The sequence below is a fragment of the Rhizobium sp. LEGMi-198b genome (genome assembly GCF_054114205.1).
The window spans coordinates 1,036,218-1,058,804 of sequence record NZ_JBSYVH010000002.1; the positions used below are offsets into that span (position 1 = coordinate 1,036,218).

General features: G+C 60.6%; 24 protein-coding genes. 9 read left to right on the forward strand and 15 right to left on the reverse strand.

From position 1 onward, the window contains the following. Window positions 1–3 precede the first annotated feature (3 nt). A complete protein-coding gene (locus ACXHXG_RS11690; RefSeq protein ID WP_457899353.1) occupies window positions 4–1,251 on the forward strand; it encodes an RNA polymerase sigma factor in 1,248 nt (415 codons plus the stop codon). Between the two features lie 3 nt (window positions 1,252–1,254). On the opposite strand, the gene ACXHXG_RS11695 is transcribed toward ACXHXG_RS11690, so the two are convergent. From ACXHXG_RS11695 to ACXHXG_RS11750, 12 genes are all read right to left on the reverse strand, one after another. Next, a complete protein-coding gene (locus ACXHXG_RS11695; RefSeq protein ID WP_104824200.1) occupies window positions 1,255–2,286 on the reverse strand; it encodes a peptidoglycan -binding protein in 1,032 nt (343 codons plus the stop codon). A 3-nt stretch (window positions 2,287–2,289) separates the two neighbouring features. Continuing rightward, complete coding sequence (locus ACXHXG_RS11700) at window positions 2,290–3,339, reverse strand: flagellar motor protein MotA (protein ID WP_283047294.1); 1,050 nt, start codon at window positions 3,337–3,339, stop codon at window positions 2,290–2,292. 134 nt (window positions 3,340–3,473) lie between these two features. After that, the gene (locus ACXHXG_RS11705; RefSeq protein WP_283047296.1) at window positions 3,474–4,274 is read right to left on the reverse strand and encodes an inositol monophosphatase family protein; all 801 of its coding nucleotides are present in this window, start codon (window positions 4,272–4,274) and stop codon (window positions 3,474–3,476) included. Between the two features lie 205 nt (window positions 4,275–4,479). After that, the gene (locus ACXHXG_RS11710; protein WP_104824203.1) at window positions 4,480–5,571 is read right to left on the reverse strand and encodes a protein-glutamate methylesterase/protein-glutamine glutaminase; all 1,092 of its coding nucleotides are present in this window, start codon (window positions 5,569–5,571) and stop codon (window positions 4,480–4,482) included. Between the two features lie 10 nt (window positions 5,572–5,581). Continuing rightward, window positions 5,582–6,439, reverse strand: a complete 858-nt coding sequence (locus ACXHXG_RS11715) for a CheR family methyltransferase (RefSeq protein ID WP_457899354.1) — start codon at window positions 6,437–6,439, stop codon at window positions 5,582–5,584. 22 nt (window positions 6,440–6,461) lie between these two features. Further along, on the reverse strand, window positions 6,462–6,959 hold the full coding sequence (locus ACXHXG_RS11720; protein ID WP_457899355.1) for a chemotaxis protein CheW: 498 nt from the start codon (window positions 6,957–6,959) through the stop codon (window positions 6,462–6,464). Next, window positions 6,956–8,869 carry a HAMP domain-containing methyl-accepting chemotaxis protein gene (locus tag ACXHXG_RS11725; RefSeq protein ID WP_457899356.1) on the reverse strand — a complete coding sequence of 638 codons (1,914 nt, stop codon included), beginning with the start codon at window positions 8,867–8,869 and terminating at the stop codon, window positions 6,956–6,958. The genes ACXHXG_RS11720 and ACXHXG_RS11725 overlap by 4 nt, the downstream gene beginning before the upstream one ends. Window positions 8,870–9,088: 219 nt before the next feature. Next, window positions 9,089–10,789, reverse strand: coding sequence for a methyl-accepting chemotaxis protein (locus ACXHXG_RS11730; protein ID WP_283047303.1), 1,701 nt, complete (start codon window positions 10,787–10,789; stop codon window positions 9,089–9,091). 37 nt (window positions 10,790–10,826) lie between these two features. Further along, window positions 10,827–11,342, reverse strand: coding sequence for a chemotaxis protein CheW (locus tag ACXHXG_RS11735; protein WP_245463893.1), 516 nt, complete (start codon window positions 11,340–11,342; stop codon window positions 10,827–10,829). Next, window positions 11,339–13,375: a chemotaxis protein CheA gene (locus tag ACXHXG_RS11740; RefSeq protein ID WP_457899357.1), complete on the reverse strand. Its 2,037-nt coding sequence runs from the start codon at window positions 13,373–13,375 to the stop codon at window positions 11,339–11,341. The genes ACXHXG_RS11735 and ACXHXG_RS11740 overlap by 4 nt, the downstream gene beginning before the upstream one ends. Continuing rightward, window positions 13,372–13,740 (reverse strand): response regulator, encoded by a 369-nt coding sequence (locus ACXHXG_RS11745; RefSeq protein ID WP_457899358.1) that lies wholly within the window; start codon window positions 13,738–13,740, stop codon window positions 13,372–13,374. Before ACXHXG_RS11745 ends, ACXHXG_RS11740 begins: the two co-directional genes overlap by 4 nt. Beyond that, the gene (locus tag ACXHXG_RS11750; protein ID WP_283047307.1) at window positions 13,737–14,060 is read right to left on the reverse strand and encodes an STAS domain-containing protein; all 324 of its coding nucleotides are present in this window, start codon (window positions 14,058–14,060) and stop codon (window positions 13,737–13,739) included. Before ACXHXG_RS11750 ends, ACXHXG_RS11745 begins: the two co-directional genes overlap by 4 nt. Window positions 14,061–14,403: 343 nt before the next feature. Between ACXHXG_RS11750 and ACXHXG_RS11755 the strand changes: the two genes are divergently transcribed. Next, window positions 14,404–16,155, forward strand: coding sequence for a coiled-coil domain-containing protein (locus tag ACXHXG_RS11755; RefSeq protein WP_457899359.1), 1,752 nt, complete (start codon window positions 14,404–14,406; stop codon window positions 16,153–16,155). A 59-nt stretch (window positions 16,156–16,214) separates the two neighbouring features. On the opposite strand, the gene ACXHXG_RS11760 is transcribed toward ACXHXG_RS11755, so the two are convergent. Beyond that, a complete protein-coding gene (locus ACXHXG_RS11760; protein ID WP_457899360.1) occupies window positions 16,215–17,456 on the reverse strand; it encodes a tetratricopeptide repeat protein in 1,242 nt (413 codons plus the stop codon). A 9-nt stretch (window positions 17,457–17,465) separates the two neighbouring features. Further along, window positions 17,466–18,119, reverse strand: a complete 654-nt coding sequence (locus ACXHXG_RS11765; protein WP_457899361.1) for a thiamine phosphate synthase — start codon at window positions 18,117–18,119, stop codon at window positions 17,466–17,468. Window positions 18,120–18,330: 211 nt separating this feature from the next. On the opposite strand from ACXHXG_RS11765, the gene ACXHXG_RS11770 reads away from it, so the two are divergent. After that, on the forward strand, window positions 18,331–18,855 hold the full coding sequence (locus tag ACXHXG_RS11770; RefSeq protein ID WP_457899362.1) for a tetratricopeptide repeat protein: 525 nt from the start codon (window positions 18,331–18,333) through the stop codon (window positions 18,853–18,855). Between the two features lie 75 nt (window positions 18,856–18,930). Beyond that, window positions 18,931–19,191, forward strand: a complete 261-nt coding sequence (locus ACXHXG_RS11775) for an ArsR/SmtB family transcription factor (protein WP_104824212.1) — start codon at window positions 18,931–18,933, stop codon at window positions 19,189–19,191. Window positions 19,192–19,400: 209 nt separating this feature from the next. Here ACXHXG_RS11775 and ACXHXG_RS11780 read toward each other — a convergent pair whose 3' ends face one another. Beyond that, window positions 19,401–19,574 carry a YdcH family protein gene (locus ACXHXG_RS11780; RefSeq protein WP_457899363.1) on the reverse strand — a complete coding sequence of 58 codons (174 nt, stop codon included), beginning with the start codon at window positions 19,572–19,574 and terminating at the stop codon, window positions 19,401–19,403. A gap of 229 nt (window positions 19,575–19,803) precedes the next feature. Between ACXHXG_RS11780 and ACXHXG_RS11785 the strand changes: the two genes are divergently transcribed. The 5 genes from ACXHXG_RS11785 (at window position 19,804) to ACXHXG_RS11805 (ending at window position 22,582) form a co-directional block, all read left to right on the forward strand. Beyond that, window positions 19,804–20,007, forward strand: a complete 204-nt coding sequence (locus tag ACXHXG_RS11785) for a YdcH family protein (RefSeq protein WP_028752913.1) — start codon at window positions 19,804–19,806, stop codon at window positions 20,005–20,007. An 18-nt stretch (window positions 20,008–20,025) separates the two neighbouring features. Next, on the forward strand, window positions 20,026–20,520 hold the full coding sequence (purE, locus tag ACXHXG_RS11790; RefSeq protein WP_028752912.1) for a 5-(carboxyamino)imidazole ribonucleotide mutase: 495 nt from the start codon (window positions 20,026–20,028) through the stop codon (window positions 20,518–20,520). After that, a complete protein-coding gene (locus tag ACXHXG_RS11795; protein ID WP_457899364.1) occupies window positions 20,517–21,575 on the forward strand; it encodes a 5-(carboxyamino)imidazole ribonucleotide synthase in 1,059 nt (352 codons plus the stop codon). The genes purE and ACXHXG_RS11795 overlap by 4 nt, the downstream gene beginning before the upstream one ends. Before the next feature lie 153 nt (window positions 21,576–21,728). Further along, entirely contained in the window at window positions 21,729–21,854 is a 126-nt protein-coding gene (gene ykgO, locus ACXHXG_RS11800) for a type B 50S ribosomal protein L36 (protein WP_003582204.1), read from the forward strand. A gap of 98 nt (window positions 21,855–21,952) precedes the next feature. Continuing rightward, window positions 21,953–22,582, forward strand: a complete 630-nt coding sequence (locus ACXHXG_RS11805; RefSeq protein WP_457899365.1) for a tetratricopeptide repeat protein — start codon at window positions 21,953–21,955, stop codon at window positions 22,580–22,582. The last annotated feature ends 5 nt before the right edge of the window (window positions 22,583–22,587 follow it).

Genomic DNA, 22,587 nt, shown 5'->3' on the forward strand with positions numbered 1-22,587 from the left:
GCCATGGACCATGACGTTGGACGCGCCACGGAACGGGTGGCGCGTCAATCCTACGGCAAGTTAATCGCTTTCCTGGCGGCGCGCTCGGGCGATGTGCCGGCGGCGGAGGATGCACTGTCCGAAGCTCTTGCAGCCGCATTGCGCGCTTGGCCGGCGCGCGGCATTCCCGAAAATCCCGAGGCCTGGCTATTGGTCGCGGCGCGGCGCAATCTTTATGGCGCCGCAAGACATGCAAACGTCAAGGCCGCCGCCCGCGATACGATCATCCTCGCTTTCGAGGAAGCGGAGGAGCGCATGAACGCGGATGGCCCCACCTTCCCCGACGAGCGGCTGAAGCTGCTGTTTACCTGCACCCATCCGGCGATCGACCGGTCCGTGCATACGCCGCTGATGCTGCAGACGGTTCTTGGCATCGATGCCAGAACCATAGCGCAGGCTTTCATCGTCTCGCCGGAAACGATGAGCCAGCGGCTGGTTCGGGCCAAGACCAAGATCCGCGAAGCGCATATTCCCTTCAGCGTCCCCGATCGTTCCGTGCTGCCCGAGCGGCTGACGGGCGTGCTCTCGGCGATCTATGCTGCCTACGGCCTCGGCTGGGACGGGCTCGATGGCGAAGACGGCAAGCTGCATGCTCTGGCAGAAGAAGCCATCTGGCTCGGCCGCGCCCTGCTTGCCACCCTACCGCAGGAGCCGGAGGCGATCGGATTGCTGTCCCTGATGCTTTACTGCGAAGCCCGCCGTGCCGCCCGCCGGGATGCGGATGGCTGCTATGTACCGCTCGGCGAACAGGACACCGCACGCTGGAACGCTATCATGATGGCCGAAGCCGACAGCCTGCTGTGGCAGGCGGGAACTTTCGATCGCTTCGGCCCATTCCAATGCCAGGCGGCAATCCAGTCCGTCCATTCCGAACGCCGTCGCTCCGGTGTCACCGACTGGACGGCGCTCGCAAAGCTCTATGACGCACTCGTGCTGATGAAACCGACCGTCGGCGCCCGCGTGAGTCAAGCCGCCGTGATCGGCCGGGCGCAGGGGGCTATGGCGGGATTGCAGAAGCTGAACCAATTGGTTGAGAGCGATATCCTGAGCTACCAGCCCTATTGGGCCGTCCGTGCCCATCTGCTTGCGGAAGCCGGAGAAACGGAGAGCGCGGTTACGGCCTATCGCACGGCGATCGGCCTCAGCCACAGCTCTGCCGTCCGAGAATTCCTGCAGGCAAGCCTCGATACCATTCTGGCCGAGAGGAGCTGACGACTATTTCTCCGTCAGCTTCAGCTCGATACGGCGGTTGGTGGCGCGGGCTTCCGGCGTATCGCCGGGAGCGATCGGCTGGAACTCGCCGAAGCCGGCGGCGACGAGCCGGTCCGCAGGAACGCCGTGGGCAATCAGGAACTTGACGACAGCGATGGCGCGCGCCGATGACAGCGCCCAGTTGTCGGGATAGCGGCCGCTGCCGGAGAGCGGCACGTTGTCCGTATGCCCATCGACGCGCAGCACCCAGTTGATCTCGGGCGGAATTTCCTTGGAAAGATCGATCAGCGCGGCCGCAAGCTTGGCCATCTCCGCCTGGCCGTCCGGGTTGAGATCAGCCGCACCGGAAGGGAACAGCACTTCCGACTGGAAGACGAAGCGGTCGCCAACGATGCGAATATTGTCGCGGTCGGAGAGAATTTCGCGCAAGCGCCCAAAGAAGTCGGAACGATAACGGTTGAGCTCCTGCACGCGCTGCGCCAGCGCCACATTCAGCCGCCGGCCGAGATCAGCGATCTTCACCTGCGATGTCTGATCCTTCTCCTCCGACGCCTGCAAGGCCGCCTCGACAGCGGCAATCTGGCTGCGCAGCGCGGCAATCTGCTGGTTGAGAAGATCGACCTGGCTGAGAGCGCGGGCGCTCGCCTGCTTCTGATCGTCAAGCTGCTGCGTCAACGTGCCGACCCTCTGCTGCGCGGCCTGGCTATTGCCGGAACCGGCGTCGAGAAGCGCCTGCAGACGCGAGCGGTCGCCCTCTGCCACCGAAAGCGACGCCTGCAGATTGGCGATGGAATCCTCGAGATCCTGCTTGCCGCTCTTTTCGAGCGCCAATGCCTGCGTCAATTCGTTAATCTGGCTATTGAGGCGATTCAGCACCTCGTCGCGGCCGGAAATCTCGCGGCTCAGGATGAACTGGCCGACGACAAACACCGTCAGCAGGAACATGATCGCCATCAGCAGCGTGGAGAGCGCATCGACGAATCCCGGCCAATAGTCGACCGTTCTCTTGTGGCGACTGTTTCGCGCGAGCGCCATGATTTACTTGCTCCCGGTCTTTTCGGTATGGCTGATGCGATCGGCGAGACGGTCGAGCGTGCGGCGCATCGATTTCGCTTCTTCCTGCTGTGCCTCGATCCAGTCGCGCAGCATCTGCTGCTCGTTGCGCATGTTTTTCACCAGACCCTGGATGCCCTCGGCCAGGTTCGCCATCGCCGTCACCGAGCGCTGGCCACCGCCGCCTTCTTCCGCGATCTTGCGCAGATATTCCGAAAGCACCCGCACATCCTCGGAGGATGCGCCATTGGCGCCTTCGATCACGGGAGCGATATCCGAGCCGACATCGGTAACCGAGGAAAGCCAGTTTTCCAGTTCGGTATAGAAGCGGTTCTGCGCGCGGCCGGCCTGAAGGTCGAGAAAACCGAGGATCAGCGAGCCGGAAAGGCCGAGCAGCGAGGACGAGAACGCCGTGCCCATACCGACCAGCGGGCCGGAAAGGCCGGTCTTGAGGGCGCCAAGGATATCGCCGGTGTCGCCGGAGCCGACATCGAGGCTCTGGATGACATCGTTGATCGAGCCGATCGTGCCGATCAGACCCCAGAAGGTGCCGAGCAGGCCGAGGAAGACGAGCAGACCGATGAGATAGCGCGAAGTATCGCGCGATTCATCGAGACGGGTGGCGATGGAATCAAGGATTGAGCGCAGCGTCGCCGTCGACAACTGCATGCCGCGACGGTTGCCGATGAGCGCCCGCATGGGCGCCAGAAGCCGCGGATTGCGGCCGACCTTGTCGGCAGCATTGCCGACGGCGCGGAAATGATTGAACCAGCGAACTTCGGGCCTCAGCATCAGGACATGATTGAAGACCAGCAGAATGCCGACGGCCAGCACGCCAAGGATCAATCCGTTGAGACCGGGATTATGCAGGAAGGCGACTTGAGCCTGGCGAAACAGGATCGCCACAATAAAACCGACGATGACCAGGAAAAGGATCATCGTCCAAAAGAAGGCCATCGGGCTGGAGAGCTTGTAGGTATAGCTGCCCGACACATTGTCGGTCGACCCCAGATCCCCCAGATTCACATTTTCCATCGCACGCTTTGCCTCCGCATACTCCGCCCGCGGAGACTAGAGCAACATTGTGCCGAATTGAAGAGACGGAAAACACAAAACAAGCCATTGGCAACAGGCTGTTTTGCTGAAGGCCAATTGCTGAAAGATCAGCTTTATTTTGTCGGGATAGGCCGCTTGACGACCTCGGCCAGCGCCTTTTGAATATGCTCGTTGCCGCAGATGATCGTGCCGGTACCGAGCATATCGGTGCCACCGTCGTAGTCCAAGACGAAACCGCCGGCTTCGCGCACCAGCAGGATACCGGCCGCCATGTCCCAGGGCGACAGGCCCAATTCCCAGAAGCCGTCGAAACGGCCGGCTGCGACATAAGCGAGATCGAGTGCTGCCGAACCGAGACGGCGGATGCCGGCAACTTCGCCCATCACATGGCGCAGCTCGACTAGGAACTTGCCGTGATTGCCGCGGCCGAGATGCGGGACGCCGCAGCCAATGACGCAGTCCGACAGGACACGACGCGAGGCGACGCGCAGGCGGCGATCGTTGAGGAAGGCGCCACCGCCGCGCTCGGCGGTGTAAAGCTCGTCCGTCGCCGGATTGAAAACAACGCCGGCGACGATCTCACCATTGCGCTCCAGCGCGATCGAGATGGAGAACATCGGAATGCCGTGCAGGAAATTGGTCGTGCCGTCGAGCGGATCGACGATCCAGCGATGCGCGCCGTCCGTGCCCTTGATCTCTTCGCTTTCCTCGCCGAGGAAGCCATAGGTCGGCCGCGCCTTCAGCAGCTCGTCATGGATGATCTTCTGCGCCTTGAGATCGGCCTGACTGACGAAATCGCCCGGTCCCTTCACCGAAACCTGCAGGTTCTGCACTTCGCCGAAATCGCGGCTGAGCGACTTGCCTGCCTTGAGGGCGGCCTGAACCATGACATTGAGAAGAGCAGAACGGGCCATCGGGCTTCCTTGGGTAAAATAGAAGGCACTGACCGGACCCGAAAGCAGGCCCCGGCGGAGCGGGATCGGCAGCGCAATAAAGATTGGCGGCCTCAAGACCACAAAATCGGGGGAATTTCAAGTACAGCGAGGCGGAAGGCCTGGTTTTCTCGTCGGGCCGACTTCGCAACACAGTCCGCGCCGATCAAATCGACGATTATCCAGCCTAGAATTTCTGCTGCGCCATCAGGATCTCGCGGGCGATCTGCTCGAGCGGCACGACACGGTCGACGCCGCCGCGGGCGATCGCCTCCTTCGGCATGCCGAAAACGACGGAGGTCGCCTCGTCCTGGGCAACGGTATAGGCGCCTGCCTGTTTCATCTCGAACATGCCGCGCGCACCGTCGTCGCCCATGCCGGTCATGATGATGCCCATGGCATTCGATCCGGCCGCCCGCGCCGCCGAGCGGAAGAGGACATCGACTGACGGACGGTGGCGCGAGACCAGCGGTCCGGTCTTGATAGCCACATGATAACGCGCACCCTGCCGCTCCAGCATCATGTGGTTGTCGCCGGGGGCGATCAGCACATGGCCGCGCAGAACCGGATCGCCATCGGCCGCTTCCTTCACTTCCACTTCGCAGAGGCTGTTCAGCCGCTTGGCGAAGGCGGCGGTAAACCTCTCCGGCATGTGCTGTACGATGACCATGCCCGGCGCATTGGCGGGCAGCGCCTCCAACATTTGCCGCAGTGCCTCGGTGCCGCCTGTCGAAGCGCCGACACAGACGACCATCTCGGTCGTCTTCGCCATGGCGCGGCCGGTCGGCGGCGGCAGCATGGCGTCGGCCGTCAGCTTCTTCGTCGGTCCCGAAGCGGATGCCGAACGCGCCTCAGCGCGGCGGACATTCGGCATCCTGGCATGCGAAGCGCTCTTGACCACCTCGCGGATGCGCATCGCCTCGTCGGCCAGATAATCGGCAGCGCCAATCCGCGGTTTCAGGATGATATCCACCGCGCCCGCTTCCAGGGCCTGCAGCAAAGTTTCCGAACCCGCCTCCGTCAGCGAGGAGCACATGACGACCGGGATCGGCCGCTGCGACATCAACTTGCGCAGGAAGGTGATGCCGTCCATGCGCGGCATCTCGACATCCAGCGTAATGACATCGGGTACCTCCTCCTGGATCCGGCGGGCGGCCATGAAGGGATCGTTCGCCACCCCCATCACCTCGATCTCGGGGTCTTCAGACAAAAGCGCCGCCAGCGTTTGGCGTACGCTGGCGGAGTCATCGATGATCAGGACGCGGATTTTCTTTGGCATGAAGGCCTGCCTAGATTCGCTGGAAGACCGTGTTGGAAACCTGTTTCAGCGGCAGGTCAAAGCCGGTGATCGATTCCGAATGGCCGATGAATATATAGCCGCCGGGCACGAGACAATCGCAGAGACGCGAAAGGACGCCGGCCTGCGTCTGCTTGTCAAAATAGATGAGAACATTACGGCAGAAGATGATGTGCATGGCATCCCCCACCTGGTATTTCTCATCCATGAGGTTCAACCGGCCGAAGCCGATCTTCGAACGCAAACGCGGCGTGATGCGCACCTCCCGCCTACCCGGCACTTTGGCGGTCATCACATATTTGCGCTTCAGTTCCGCCGGAACCGGCAACACCATGTCGTCCGCGTAGATGCCGCTCCTGGCCGATTGCAGCACGTCGGTGCTGAGATCGGTCGCCAGGATTGCATAGTCGATGCGACCTTCGCTTTCGGAAAATTCCTCCATCACCATCGCCATCGAATAGGGCTCCGCCCCTGTCGAGCAGGCAGCACTCCACGCGCGCAGGCGGCGATGGCCGGCGCGCAACAGCGCCGGCAAGGCCACAGTCTGCATGAACTCGAAATGTTTGGCCTCGCGGAAGAAATCGGTCTTGTTGGTCGTCACTGCATCGATGAGATAGACAGTCTCCTGTTCCAAGCCGCCATGGTTGAACAAGAAATCGCAATAATCGTCGAACGACGTGATGTTGGTGGCGCGCAGCCGCCGCCGCAGCCGCCCCTCCAGCATCGTCAGTTTCGTCGACGGCATCTTGATGCCGCTGTAGTCATAGATGAAACGCGCCAGCTTCTCGAAATTCCGCGTGCTGATGCGGTCACCGATGATTTGGCTCTCCTGAACGGCAACCGTTCCCATTCACCCACCCCCTTACGAATTCTTATGCGGCATGGCCGGCGCGATGCGGATCGAGCGCGACGGTGTCTTCCCGCGACAGCAAGCGGGCGAGATCGACGATGACGACGAAACCATTCTCCCGGCGCACGACGCCGGCGATGTAGTCGGAACGCCAGCGTACGCCGATATCGGGGGCCGCTTCGATCTGGTCATGCCGAAAGGGCGTCACCTCGAAGACGCGGTCGGCGACAAGGCCGAGCGTCAGCACCTTGGCCTCCATCGGAATATCCAGCACCAGCACACGGGTATGCGGGGTCGGAACGGTCTTGGTAAGACCGAGCTTCAGCCGGAGATCGATGGTCGGCACACCCTGCCCACGCACATCGCGCAGGCCGAGCAGGTAATCCGGTCCGTTGGGGATCTTGAAAGCCTCGGCATAATCGAGGATTTCGCGGACCACTTCGACCGCTACGGCGAAGACTTCCTCGCCGAGGCTGAAGGTGACGAATTGCGCTTCCAGAGCAGGTGAAGCCATGGTCATGCACTTTCCTTGAATTCGGCGTCGGCATCATCCGGGCCGCCCATGGAGAGATCGAGGGCAAAGCCCTTGAGACGCGCTTGCTGCGCCTGAACGGAGGCGGGTTTCGGCGCTTTCGCCTGACGAGCGACCGCAGCCGGAGCCCGGTCGGTCGTCTTGGCCGCAACAACACTGCGCTGGCGATTGGCCGATGTATCGACCTTGAAGAAGGCGATCGAAGCTTGCAGCTCTTCAGCCTGGGCGGCCAGTTCTTCCGAAGTGGCCGACATTTCTTCCGAGGCACCGGCATTTTGCTGCGTGACCTTGTCGAGCTGCTGGATCGCTTCATTGATCTGGGCGGCACCGATGTCCTGCTCGCGGCAGGCGGCGCTGATCTCGGAGACGAGTTCGGCGGTCTTGCGGATATCCGGCACCAGACGGCCGAGCATCTCGCCGGCTTCCGCAGCGGCCTTGACGGTATCGCTCGACATCGAGCTGATCTCGGCGGCGGCCGATTGGCTGCGTTCGGCAAGCTTGCGCACTTCCGAGGCGACAACCGCAAAGCCCTTGCCATGTTCGCCGGCACGAGCCGCTTCGACGGCCGCGTTCAAAGCGAGCAGATCAGTCTGGCGGGCGATCTCCTGCACGATGCCGATCTTCTCGGCGATCGTCCGCATGGCGCTGACGGCGCGAGTGACGGCATCGCCGCTTGCTTCCGCATCCCTGGCCGACTGACGGGCAATCTTTTCCGTTTGGGCGGCATTGTCGGCGTTCTGCTTGATGTTGGCCGCCATCTGCTCCATCGAAGCTGAGGCCTCTTCGGCCGAGGCCGCCTGCTCGGTCGCACCCTGCGACACCTGCTCCGAGCTTGCCGAAAGCTGCTGGCTGCCCGAGGAGACGTTGTCCGCCGCACCCAGCGCATCGGCAACCACGCCGCGCAGACGTTCGATCATCTGCTCCAGCGCCAGGCCGAGCACATCCTTGTCGGAAAGCGGCTTCGGCGTCACCGTCAGGTCTCCGTCGGAAATCTGCGTGGCGATATCGGAGGTGGCGCGCAAGTTGGCGACCATGCTCTGCATTGCCAGACCGAGAACGTCCTTGTCGGAGAGCGGCTTCACGGCAACGGAAAGATCGCCCATGGCGATGCGGCCCGCCACGCCAGCGGTGATGCGCAGGTTCGATGTCATGACATTGACGGTATCGATCAGATCCTTGATCTCGTCATTGGTCCTGACCTCGACCTTCTGATCAAGGTCGCCGAGCGCCACCGCCTTGGCGATGTTGGACACCTTGGTCAGGCCGCGATTGATCCCGAGCGTAATCCAGAAGGCTGCGCTCAATGCAATGATCAACGCGACGGCGGAGGCGATCGCCAGGATCATCAGCGTGTCTTCATAGAGAAGGTCGCCGCCCGCATCCGTGGCCGCCAACTCCCTTTTCTGGATGTCGACCAGCTTGTTGATCACGTCGGTCATCTGATTGTTCAGGTCGCTCAGCTCGCCGTCCGAAAGCGCCTCGGCGCCGGCATGATCACCTTTGGCCTCGAGGGCCTGCAGGTCGGTGGAACGCTGGCGGAAAGTCTGGCCAAGCGATATCAATTTCTCCCAAAGTAGCTTGCCTTCCGCCGCCGAGGCAGCGAGACCCTCCTGGGCTTGTGAGAACATCGTGTCCAGATGAGTGCTGGACTCCTTATAAAAGGCGGTTTCCGCCTCACCGCTGGATATGAGCGCATCTTTCTGCGCACGAACGGCTTCAACTGCGGCAATGTTGGCGTCGAGCGCCAGTTGCAACCGTTTGACCGGTCCCTCGGTCATCTCGTTGCTGGCGTCGTTGAGGTGACCGAGACTGATGCTGCCATAGACCGCTATGCCAATCAAAAGCAGCGTCATGGTGCCGAAGGCGAGGCCTAATTTCAGTTTGATGGAAAAGCGCATGTCCTATCCCCAGAGATAAAGAGGCAAATGAGTATTGCGGAACGGCGTCACCGTTTGACAGCGTCGTACCGATAAAGAGAGCCGTCGAACCGGGGAAAGCGATCCATTCACCTCCCCGTCACTGGACATCTCAAGAACCACGACGCCAACGCATACACACGTTGGGGATATCAGAACGCCGGGACCATGACGGTCCCGGCGGAGGTCTCGAAGAAGCGCTCAGGCGCTTTCGCGGAAATCCGCGTCGCCGGCATCCGGGCCACCCATGGAAAGATCGAGGGCAAAACCCTTGGCCCGGGCCTGCTGGGCAGCGACGGTCTGCACGGAATTTACCGCGGCAGACGTGGCACGGCGGTTGGCAGCCGGCGCAGCGGCAGCCTTGTGACCGACCTTGGCGGGCAACTTCCTGGCCGTGACTTTGCTGCCTGCCGTATCGACCTTGAAGAAGGCAATAGAGGCCTGCAGCTCTTCAGCCTGCGCTGCCAGCTCTTCCGAAGTGGCCGACATCTCTTCCGAGGCACCGGCATTCTGCTGCGTCACCTTGTCGAGTTGCTGGATCGCTTCGTTGATCTGGGCGGCACCGATGTCCTGCTCGCGGCAGGCGGCGCTGATCTCGGAGACGAGTTCGGCGGTCTTGCGGATATCCGGCACCAGACGGCCGAGCATCTCGCCGGCTTCCGCCGCAGCCTTGACGGTATCGCTCGACATCGAGCTGATCTCGGCAGCAGCCGATTGGCTGCGTTCGGCAAGCTTGCGCACTTCCGAGGCGACAACCGCAAAGCCCTTGCCATGTTCGCCGGCACGAGCCGCTTCGACGGCCGCGTTCAAAGCGAGCAGATCGGTCTGGCGGGCGATCTCCTGCACGATGCCGATCTTTTCGGCGATCGTGCGCATGGCGCTGACGGCGCGAGTGACGGCATCGCCGCTTGCTTCCGCATCCCTGGCCGACTGGCGGGCAATCTTTTCCGTTTGGGCGGCATTGTCGGCATTCTGCTTGATGTTGGCCGCCATCTGCTCCATCGAAGCTGAGGCCTCTTCGGCCGAAGCCGCCTGCTCGGTCGCACCCTGCGACACCTGCTCCGAGCTTGCCGAAAGCTGCTGGCTGCCCGAGGAGACGTTGTCAGCCGCACCCAGCGCATCGGCAACCACGCCGCGCAGACGTTCGATCATGACATTGACGTTGCCGAGCAATGCGCCGATTTCGTCGTGATTGGTGATTTCCGCCGTCTTGGTCAGATCGCCCTCGGCAACTTCTCGAACGACGGTATTGGCGCGGGCGAGACCCTTGCTGATCGTGTTTGCGATCCAAAACGCGGTCACGGCTGCAATCAGCAGTGCGACACCTGCGGCAACGAGCATCGTCAGGCGGGTGCCGGCATATTGCACATCGGCGCCGTCGTCCGCTTCCTTCATTTTCTGCTTCTCGGTGGCGAGCAGAGCTTCGAGAGCCTTGTCGATCTCGTTGGCGGCCCGGCGGGCATCGGTAACGGAGATGTTGCTTGCGCCTTCCTTGTCGCCTGCCTTCAGCAGTTGCCGAATCTGGTCGTCGGCCTGGATGAACTTCGTTGCGATGGCTTCGACGGAGTCCCAATGAGCGCGGCTTTCTTCGGTAGCGACCTTGTCCACGGCCGCCAAGGTGTCGGCAAGCTGCTTGCGTGCCACGTCGCCGGCAGCGAGCGCAGCCTTGGCTTCATCGTCGCTGTGGGCCGCAAGAAGGTTCTTCTGCTGACGGATGACCTGGAGCTGGGAGATGTTGACCTGCTGTGTCAACTCCAGTCGCTCCACGGGGCCTTCGAGCACGTTGCTGATGGTATCGTTGAAAGCGCTGAGGCTCATGAGGCCGTAGCCGGCCGTGCCTATCAGCATGAGGATGATGAAGGCGAACGCCCCCACCAGCTTGGCTTTGATCGTTAGACGCATCGTCTTGCTTCCCTCGAAAATTCGGCCGCGGCAATGTTCAGGCGGAAAGCGCCTTGTTTCGCCGGGCGGAAAAAATCGCCTGCAGATTGGGGAGAATGATGAATTCCCCTCCGCGCTTGACCAGGCAGTTGATGTAGTCGGGACGCCAACGCATCCCCACGCTAGGCGGTGCTTCACTGGAAGCTTTTGCAAGTGTGGTGACTTCATTCACCTTGTCGGTCCGCAGACCCACGAGCGTGGGTTCATCCTGCAGGTCAAGTTCGATAACGATGATACGGCTATCGATAGTCGCTTCCGCCGCTTCCATGCCGAAAGCGAGACGGAGATCGGCAAGGGGTATCACCTTGCCGCGAAAGTTGATGACGCTGCCCACGAAGGGCTGGCTGCCGGGAACGGCGGTTTCCGGCAGAATGTCCAGGATTTCCTGAACCATGACCGCCTCGAGGGCGAAGGTTTCACCGGCAAGATCGAAGGTCAGAACTTCGACCTCGCCGTTTTCATTCCAATGAGTGCCATTCCAGAGATTGTCGGATTTCCTGGCTTTTCCGCTCATCCCGCTGCACGCAGATGCGCCTCCTGTTGCTGGCCGGCCGCGACCAGATGCACGACATCGAGAATGAGGGCGACGCTGCCGTCACCAAGAATCGTAGCCCCGGAGAAATGCGCGACGTCATTGTGCAGCTTCGACATGGATTTGATCACCGTCTGGTGGTCGCCGATGATCTGATCGACCACCAGGCCGACCCGCTCCGTGCCGGTCGAGATGACGACGACCTTCTGATGCACGTCCGGCTTGGTGCCGGTGCGGAATACGTCCCGCAACCGCAGGAAAGGCACCAGGCTGTCGCGCAGCGAAATGAAACTGCGGCCACGCGAGCGCAGGTCCTCTTCCAGCGACAATTCCAGGCATTCCTCGACCGCCGACAGCGGAATGACGTAGCGCCCGGCGCCGACGCGCACGAGCAGACCGTCGATGATGGCGAGCGTCAGCGGAATGCGCAATGATACATCGGACCCCTGCCCCGGCAGGCTGACGATATCGATGGTGCCGCGTAGCGTTTCCACCGTCTGCTTCACCACATCCATGCCGACGCCGCGGCCGGAAAGATTGGTGATCTGCGCCGCCGTCGAAAATCCGGGTGCGAAGATGAGCTGCAGGAGCTCGGCATCGCTGAGCTGCTGACCCGGCTGGATCAACCCGGACGATTCCGCCTTGGCGCGAACGCGCTCTCGATTGATACCGCGGCCGTCGTCCTTGATCGAGATGATGACTTCGCCACCCGATTGCCGGGCCGACAATACAATAGTTCCAGCTTCGGCCTTGCCGGCAGCAAGACGCTCTTCCGGCGGCTCAAGGCCATGATCGATGGAATTGCGCACCAGATGCACCAACGGATCCGCAAGCCGCTCGATCACGGTCTTGTCGACCTCCGTCGTCTCGCCTTCGGTGACGAGCTCGATGACCTTGCCGGTCTCTCGCGCCAGATCATGCACCAGGCGGCGGAAACGGTTGAAGAGGCTTGCGACCGGCACCATGCGCAGCACCATCATCGTATCGCGCAACTCGCCGGACAAGCGCTCGATCTCTTCCGATACCGATCTCAGCCCGATATCGGCGCTGGCACTGGCCAACTGGCTTAGGCGCGATTGTGCGATGACCAGTTCGCCGACACGGTCCATAAGTTCATCGAGACGCAAAGCCGGAACGCGAACGCTTTCGGCAGCCTTTGCCTGTCGCTGGTCGGCAACCGGCGCTGCAGGTGCCGCCACTTCCCGTTTGACCGGGACAATTTCGGCAGCCGCCGGCGCGGCGGGAGCAACGACCGCCTGCGGGGCAGCCGAAACGGCGGGCTCATCCGGCGTTGCAGCAACTGCATTGCCATCGATTTCCTCGACATCAAGCTGCATGTCGTCCATGACGAAGATGAAAACATCGTCGATGGCCGACCGCGGCTGCTCGGTCGTAACAGTGACATCCCAGGAAAGATGCAATTCCGTAGGCACCAGCACGCTCAGCGGCGGAATGGCCGAGGTGTTGGCGAGGATGCGGCATTCGCCGAGATCGCGCAGCTCATCCAGCAACCCTAGCGGATTGGTGCCGTTGATCATCGCGTTCTGTGGCAGGCTGAAACGAATGCGCCAGGTCTTTCGCTTGTCCGTCACAACAGGCGCAGTCACGGCGACGGCCTGAACCGGCTTTGCAGCATCGCCGGCGCCGCCGACTGCTGCATGCAATTGCGCCAGAAGACGTTGGCTGGTGGCTTCGTGATTGCCGTTGGGATCGTCGACTAGGGCGCGCATATGGTCCTGCGCGTCGAGAACGGCGGCGACGAGCTCGGCCGTTGCCGGCGCCTGGCCCTTACGGACGCGGTCGAAGGCGGTTTCGCAATGATGGGTGAAGCCGGCGAGCGCATCGAAGCCGAACATGGAGCCCGAACCCTTCAGTGTATGAAGGCCCCGGAACACGGCATCGATCAAAGCCTTGTCATCGAGCTGATGCGTGAGATCCAAAAGGCCTGCCTCGATCTGCTCCAGGCATTCTGCAGCCTCGGTACGGAAGACAGCAATTGGATCGAGCGAGTTCATCTGCCCAGCACTTTCTTGATGATTTTGACGAGATTTTCCGGATCGAAAGGCTTGGTCAGCCAGCCGGTGGCGCCGGCGGCCTTGGCGCGCGCCTTGAGATCAGCATCGGATTCCGTCGTCAGGAAGATGATCGGAACGCCCATGTGAGCCGGCAGCTTGCGCAGCTCCTCGATCATGGTCAGTCCGTCCATGACGGGCATGTTGAGATCGGTCACGATGAGATCGAAGTGCCCGGCCTTGGCCTTATCCAGGCCTTCGGCACCATTCTCCGCCTCGGTGACCTCGTAACCGGCATTGGTCAGCGTCACCTTGGTCGTCAGACGGATGCTGGCGGAATCATCGACAGTCAAAATCTTCGCACTCATGAATGTACCTCTTTATGGAGCCAGAATTGCGCATCCTCCGCCGTAAAGGCGTCGACGAACCCGCCCCTCTGCAAGACTTTCAAAACAGAACCGCTAGCCGGCGAAGAAAGACGAAGTGTTTTGCCGGAGGCCTTCGCCTCCATCCTTGCCGACTCGACCAATTGCACGAAGCTCAAATCGGCTTCCGCATCGTCGGCGACTTCGAGGACAAGCATTTTGCCGTCCCGAAGCTTCAAAGTCATACTTTGATAAATTTCGGAAATGTTCCTGATGCTTAGGATATTCGGCAGGGAAATAGATTCGGAATATTTATCATCCATTTCAAATCTGGCCCCGCTACCAAACGAATACTTGAGCAATAACTATTGAATCTCATGTCAGCCTTAAGAGGGAGTAAACACAGGTTGTATAATTCGTCGTTTCAGGGGATGTGAATTCTCACCTGGCATAAATGACCACTCAAATTTTACGATGAAAATATGATTGGGATTCAGGCGGTTAAATCGAATAGATCAAAACACGCACTTTCCGGTGAGTGAATATTAACGCTGCCGGGGAAAGTCCGGCATGCAACGCCCACGAGTCCGGAGAATTTACCGGAATTTTCCATCCCACATTTAAGAGTTGAGTCAAACAGGCCTTTTTCCAAGTAAAGGGACAGACATGACATACGCAACAGCGCTGGCACGCCGCATCGACCGCCCACGGGGATTCCCGCAGGCCATGGATGTCAGCCGCACCCTGGAAGCGGCGCGCAGCGAGGTTGAGAAACGCTTTCTCGACGGCGGCGCTGTTCTCCTGTCCGTCATGGAGGTTCTGAACCAACTCCTGTCATCCCTCGACAGGTTGACCAAGGCGCTCGACAGCGATGGCGCCAGCGACACTACCACCGATCTGTTGCAGACGGTGAGCGGCCTGTCCGACCTGCCCGGACTTGAGGTCAGGCGTCAGCAGAATTTCGCCGTTCTGGCTGAGGCCGGCACCAAGCTGCATGCCCATGTCACCGATATGCAGGAGACCATGCGTTACCTGCGTACCTTCGCCGTCACGGTGAAGATCACCGGTGCGGGCATTGCCGAATTTGCCGGTTTTGCCGAGGAAATTCTGGAGCGCATTCACTCCGGCACCGATGAAGTCAACACCTTCGCCCAGCAGCTCGGCGCCCTCGAACGCGAGTTGAAGGTCGCCATGGGCTTTGGCGCCACCACCGCGAAGGCCTATGACCGCAACGTTCCGCAAGTGGTGGCAGCACTGGAAAAGGATGCCCGCACCATCGCTGCTCACCGTAAAGAACTCGCTGTGATCGCCGCCGAAGTTGGCGCTATCGCCCGCGGCGTGCAAAGCAAGGTCGCGACCACCCTTTCGGCTCTGCAAATCGGCGACATTACCCGCCAGCGCATCGAGCACATACAAAGCGCCTTTGCTTTTCTGGAAGAATTTCTCGCAAGCGGCGAGGGCAGCAAGCTCGATACCGATGCCCGCCAGCGGCTCGAAAATGTCATTCATCACCTGACGGCGGCACAAATGCGCGACATGGTCACGGACTTCCAGCGGGAGTCCGGTAGCGTCGTCAAGACGATCGCCAGCTTCAGCCATGACACGCAGGAAATCCTGAAGCTGCGCGACGCCATGAAGCCCGACGGCAGAAGCGGCGACGGCAATGTGCTGCGCGCACTGGAACAGAGCGTCTCCGCCGCCCACACGATCGTCAAACAGGTCGAAACAGCCCGCATTCAGGCCGACGGCATCAGCCAGTCGACGCTCGGCACGGCCTCGAACCTGTTGCACCGCATCGAGACCATCCGCGCCGTCAAGACCGACATCCACTACATGGCGCTCAACACCAATCTGCGCTGCAGCCGCATGGGCGAAGAAGGCCGTTCGATCAACGTCGTCACCGCCGAACTACGTATCTTTGCGGCAAAGCTCGATGAATCCGCTGACGCGATCGTCTCCGGCCTCGCATCTCTCGAAACGGCAGCCGGCCACGTCGCCTCGGGCCAGGAGGCCTCAGACTATCGATTGGACGAGAGGCTGATCTCGGCCGTCGACACCATCCGCGCCGCCGCCAACATCATGGATGGCGAGTTGGAAACCCTCTCGGGCCATGGCCGTGAAGTGGCAAACAAGATTATGCTGTCTATCGGCAAACTCGACTTCCAGCGCGACCTCGGCGAAACCTTGGCAAATTGTGCCGGTACGCTCGAAGACATGGCCGGCAGCGATATGGCCGATGTCAGCGATTTGGAAGAAATCATCGCGCCGCTCAGCGCCCGCATCTTTAAGACCTACACGATGGCGCAGGAACGCAACGTCCATCGCGATATCATCGCCATGGACGTCAGCGCGGCACCGGTTGCGGCAGCGCCGGCCAAAACAAACGACGAAGATCTTTTCGCGGATGCTTTGTTCTAGCGGGATTCACTTTCACGTAGAGCGCCATGCGTTCAAATAAACGCAGCGCGCTCTAAGCATTACTGCGACCTGCGAAACTTGTTCGCGGCGTCGATCGCGGCCTTTTGCTGATAGTCCTCGATGCCCTGGTAAAAATCCTCGAGCTCCGGATCTTTGAGACCGGCGCGGCGCGAGATGACATACCAGGTAGCCGCAGCGACCGGGTCCTGCTTCGTGCCGAGCGCGTTGATATAGAGATGCGCCAGCTTATTCTGCGCAACGACATTGCCGCGATAGGCGGCGACCTTCATCCAGTTGAAACCGTTTTCCAGGTCCTGCTTGCCGCCGATCCCGTTGATCAGCCAAATGCCCATGTCGAGCTGGGCGGTGTCGAACCCCGCATTGGCGGCGCGCGACAGCCATTCACGGGCCTGTTCCTTCTTCTCCTGCGGCAGGTCGGGCAGATTGAGATAGAGCTGAGAGACGGCATATTGCGCATCGGCAATGCCCTGCTGCGCCGCCTTTTCATAATATGGAAGCGCCATCTGCAGGCCCTTGATGCCGGGATTGTCCGCCGTCAGGCTCTGCCCCCAGTTGAATTCGGCGGATGCCTGGCCGGCATCGGCCGCCTTCTTCATCCATTCGTCCGCCTTCTTCTCGTCGCGCGGCACGTCGCGCCCTTCCATTAGGAGCAACGCGTATTTGAACATCGATGTCGCATCGCCGCCCTCGGCCGCCTTGCCATACCAGAAGGCAGCGTCCTTGGTGTCGCGTTTGACGCCGAGGCCCTGCGACATCAGTTCTGCAAGCAGGGTCTGCGCCGCGGGATCACCGAGCTGCGCCCGCGGCAAGGCTTTCTGGAACGCGGTCAGGTAATAGCCGCGCTGGAAAGCGCCATAAGCTTCGTCGACCTTGCCGGTAAAGGGCTTTTCCGGCGGCAGGTCGGGCAGCTTCGCGCCCATGCGATCAAAGACGCCGACACCCTGGGAAGGCTTGATGGCATCGTCGGCTTTCGGCTCGGCGCCGGGCCCGACCTTCTCCGTCTTGAAAGTGCCGACGGTGGCATTCAATGGCCGCGTCACCACGCTATCATTTTGCACCGGCGCGCTATCGTCCGGCGCCGCAGTCTCATCCGGCTGCGCGGCATCGTCGGACTGGCCGCTATCGGTGGGCCTGCTGCCCTTTTCCGGCTGTGTCGTAATGCCGGGCAGCGACGTATCGCTGTTGTTCGATTGGGCCACCGCCAGCGGCGGCAATGCCGTCAGCTCAACGGCGAGCGCAGCAACAAAGAAACGGTGACGGAATCGAGGCGTGAGCGACATGGATTGCTATCAATCTTCAAACCGTGGCGCTTTTTCGTCGAGAAGCGCATTCACTTCCGCAACGATGGACGGCGCCGCCGAAGGGTCGGCAAAAACGGCCGTGCGCAGCGCCACGAATTCGGCGCCCGACAAAGCCACCTCCAACGCCGATTTCGGATCGGTGCCACCCATGACGATGCAGGGAATCTCGATCATCGAGGCCCACCATTCGCCGAGTGCGACGTTTTTCGGATGCGCCTCCGGCTTGATGTCGCCGTCGAGCTTGCCGAAGAAGATATAGTCGGGACGCAGTTCGCCGATCTCCAGCGCATTGTGCCTGTCCGTGGCGCTGCCACCGCCGACGATCAGCTTCGGCACGAATTTCTCGACCGCCTCGGTGAATTCGGCAAGATTGCCGGTAATGTGCAACCCGTCGGCCTTGGCGCGGCCCGCGACACGGCTATCTCCGGCAATCAACGCCGCAGCACCCGCCGCCTGCACCACCGGCACCAGCTTTTCCGCATGCTTCTGAAAGGTGCTGTCGTCGAGCCCATATTGCGGAATGATCACCGACGCCACATCCCCGCCTCGCAACGCGTCAGCCACCGCCTTCGCCTGCTCCTCTATATCGGCGATATCGGGAACGATGAGAACAAGGCGGCAGCGATCTTCGGGCACGGTCATGCAAGCTTCCATATTTGCGTTCATTTATCAGGGATGGCGCACCCATTCGATGCTTGTGAGTAAATCCGTTAGCACTTGCTGACAAGGGGAAACAGACGCTGATCTGCGCATTGCCCGCCCGACAACGGAAGACTCAAGTTGATATTTGCCGCAGCACCAAAATAAAGCTAGGGGACTGATCGCCGACTGGTTGGGATTCGTGATAAATCATATGAAACTAGCGCGCATAATATTCGCATTAATATTGAGCCTAGCGCTTTGCGCGGTTCGCACGGTCGCCCTGGCCGATCCAGATGAAGCCTTCACAGCCTATCAGAAGTCGGATTATGCCACCGCCTTCAAGCTTTATCACGAAAGAGCACTGAAAGGGGACGTGACGGCTCAAGGCATGGTCGGCACTCTCTACGCTTACGGGCGAGGCGTTAAGCAGGACGACACTCAGGCAGCCTTCTGGTTTCAAAAGCTAGCGGAACAGGGCATTGCTAAGGGACAATTCGCATTGGGAGAGATGTATCTCGCAGGCCGCGGCGTACATCAGGATTATGCCAAGGCGGCCGAATTGTTTCGCAAAGCCGCGGAACAGGGCGAACCGTTCTCCGCATTTTGGCTGAGTATGCTGTACGAACAGGGCCAAGGAGTCCCCAAGGACCCACAGCAGGCGGCCTACTGGAAGAAGAAATCCGACGAGAACATGCCCGACTTTTCCAATCTTTTGCTTCCGCAACAGCAAAAGTAGGGCGCGACCAACATGATTCATCATGCGGCGCACAATTGACTTGCCGCTCTTTGGCGTTTGACGTAGCTTCTCGCCATGTCGATCATGGACCCCTTCGCAGCCATCGCGGATCCGAACCGGCGCCACCTGCTGGAGGAGCTCCGCCGCGCACCGAAAACGGTCAACGAACTGGCGCAGGGCCTGCCGATCAGCCGCCCTGCCGTATCGCAGCATCTCAAGGCGTTGCTCGACAGCAATCTCGTTTCCGTCACCACCGAAGGCACGAAACGCATCTACGCGGTCAACAGCCGCGGTTTCGATAAGCTCAATTTGTGGCTGGATCAGTTCTGGGCCTGAGACTGGCTCTCTTGCGCGCGCTCTGCAGCAATTTCCCGATCTTTGTCAGGAAAGTTGCGCCAACTCCCACTCCTCACGTTTTGAAGTTGGCGCATCCATATCGACTGGAGTAGTCACCGTCTATTACAAAGGAATTGTTTCAGGGCCTCTTGGCCCGCCTGTCTTCCTTGCCACGATCGGCGGCTTTCTGTCCTCAGGAAGACGTTGTGTCAGTGAACTGACGATCGCAGACGTTGGATTTCGTCTTTGAGGCGCAGCTTTCTGCGCTTGATGTCGGCTATTTCGTTATCATTGATAGAGGGAGATGTCAGTGCAGAATGTAGCTCCTCCTCGAGAGCGACATGTTTCTTTTCGAGCGATTCAAGATGAGCTTGAACAGTCATATGACCCTTCCTTCCTCTTACGAACCTTGGCCATCCATCGCCAAAGCTCTAGGTGTCAACCCTACTACTGTGCCATAATATTGGACCCTTGTCGAAGGCCAAAACGTGGCTTATGAGCGGCAAATTCGTGATGAAGGATAACTTCCCGTTACCGTCATTTGGTGATAGGAGCTTGCGGAATTCACGAGGCGGAACGAGCACGAGTCCGCAGGGCATTGGGGAAATAGGAATGGCCGATCAGGAACAGGCGGAAATCAGGCTGATCGTGGCGCGGTTGCGTCAGGAACATGAGGATTACGACGCCGCAATCGACGCCATGATCCAGACGGGCTGCGACGCGCTCCGCATCCAGCGCATGAAAAAGAAGAAGCTCGTCATCAAGGACAAGCTCACCAAGCTGGAAGACCAGATCATTCCCGACATTATCGCCTGAGGAGCAGACGCGACGATGATGACAGAAAGACCGCCCGTCGCCATCATCATGGGTAGCCAGTCCGACTGGGAAACCATGAAGAACGCCGCTGACACGTTGGAAGCGCTGGAAATCACCTATGACGCGCGCATCATCTCCGCACATCGCACGCCGGACCGGCTGGTGAGCTTCGCCAAGGGCGCACGCGACGAGGGCTTTAAAGTCATCATCGCGGGTGCCGGTGGCGCCGCCCACCTTCCGGGCATGGCCGCCTCGATGACGCCGCTGCCGGTCTTCGGTGTACCGGTGCAGTCCCGCGCCTTGTCCGGCCAGGACAGTCTTCTTTCCATCGTGCAGATGCCGGCAGGCATTCCCGTTGGCACCTTGGCGATCGGCAAGGCTGGCGCGATCAATGCCGCCCTTCTCGCCGCCGCCGTCTTGGCGCTTGGCGACGAGGATATCGCCGAGCGGCTGGACGAATGGCGCGCCCGGCAGAGCGCTGCCGTTGCAGAATATCCCATGGACGACCTATGACGGCGAAAACGATCGGCATCATCGGCGGCGGCCAGCTCGGCCGCATGCTGGCCATGGCGGCGGCTCGCCTGAACTTCCGCACGATCATCCTTGAGCCGCAAGCCGATTGCCCGGCCGTGCAGGTGGCGGACGACCAGATCGTGGCCGCCTATGACGATCCCATCGCGCTTGCCGAACTGGCGAAGCGCTGCGACGTCGTCACCTATGAATTCGAAAACGTGCCGGTCGCCGCCGCCGAAAGGCTTGCCAAAGATATTGCCGTCTACCCGCCGCCGAAGGCGCTGGAGATGGCGCAGGACAGGCTGACCGAAAAGCGCTTCATCAACGATTGCGGCATTCCGACCGCCCGCTTCCATGCCGTCGACAGCCAGGCCGATCTCGAAACGGCGCTTGCCGACTTCGGCGGCCAGGGCGTGCTCAAGACTCGCCGTCTCGGCTACGACGGAAAGGGGCAGCGCGTCTATCGCTCGTCCGCCGACAGCGCCAAAGGCGGCTATGCCGCGCTCGGCGGCGTGCCGCTGATTCTCGAAAGCTTCGTGGCGTTCGAGCGGGAGATTTCCATCATTGCCGCCCGCGGCCTGGACGGCAGCGTCGCCTGCTACGATCCGGCGGAAAATATCCATCGCAACGGCATTCTCCACACCTCCACCCTTCCCGCCAGAATCTCCGCGGAGACGGCGGCGGCGGCACGCGTGGCGGCGGAGAAGATTTTGACCGCGCTCGGCTATGTCGGCGTCATCGGCATTGAGTTCTTCGCGCTTGCCGACGGTAGCTTGATTGCCAACGAAATGGCCCCGCGCGTGCACAATTCAGGCCACTGGACGGAAGCGGCCTGCGTTGTCTCGCAATTCGAGCAGCACATCCGCGCCGTCGCCGGCCTGCCGCTCGGCAATCCGGCGCGTCATTCCGACTGCGTGATGCAGAATCTGATCGGCGACGATATCCTTTCGGTTCCCGATTGGCTGAGCCAGGATGACGTGCTGGTGCATCTCTACGGCAAGACGGAGTCGCGTCCCGGCCGCAAGATGGGCCACGTCACGCAGCTTCGCCGCTAACAGCCCTGGGAAAAAACCCCTGACATGGTTGACAGGGCCCAGGCGACAGGGTATTTGCTGCCCACCCTAAAGAGCGCGCCCTGAGCGCGCTTTTGATTGTTAAAGATACCGGGCGAATGTGACATTCCCCCTCAAACATCGCGGATCAGAAAAATGAAGATCAAGAATTCGCTCAAGTCGCTCAAGGCGCGTCACCGTGACAACCGTCTGGTCCGCCGCAAGGGCCGCATTTACATCATCAACAAGCTGAACCCGCGCTACAAGGCTCGTCAGGGCTGATTTTGCGTGGCGCCTGGCCATGGGCCAGGCGGACCGTTCGCGGTCGCTTGAGATGATCACATCAAAATTATTTTGATCTTCGACATTGGCGGGCTACTATGCCCGCCATGCGCATTTTTGCTTTGTCATATCTGGCCTTGCCGATTCTCCTCGCTCTGACCGCCGCCGCACCGCATGTCGCTATGGCGGATGATTCTAATATCGTTGAGAAAAAAGATCCGAACGCCGCGTCCGGCAGCCTGTCGTCGAAGCAGCAGATCGATAATCTCTTCACGGCGTTGAAGCGCCAGCGCAATCCCGACCAGGCGAGCCTTATCGCCGACCAGATTCGCATGGAATGGAGCGATTCCGGCAGCGCCACCATCAATCTCCTGATGCAGTGGGCCGATAAGGCCATCCAGGAAAAGCGCAATGCCGCCGCCATGGATTTCTTGGACCAGGTGATCTCGCTGAAGCCGGATTATGCCGAGGGCTGGAACCGCCGCGCGACGCTGAATTATGCCATCGGCGACTATCGCAAATCAATGGAAGACATCAATCAGGTGCTGCGGATAGAGCCGCGCCACTTCGGCGCGCTTGCCGGCATGGCCGCGATCCTAAGCGAAACCGGCAATGACGAGCTGACGTTGAAGGCCTGGGAGCGCTTCCTTGAGATCTATCCAGCGAATCGCGCCGCCCAGGACCAGTTTAATACCCTCTCTGAAAAAATCGCCGGCAGCCGCACCTAGAGCAT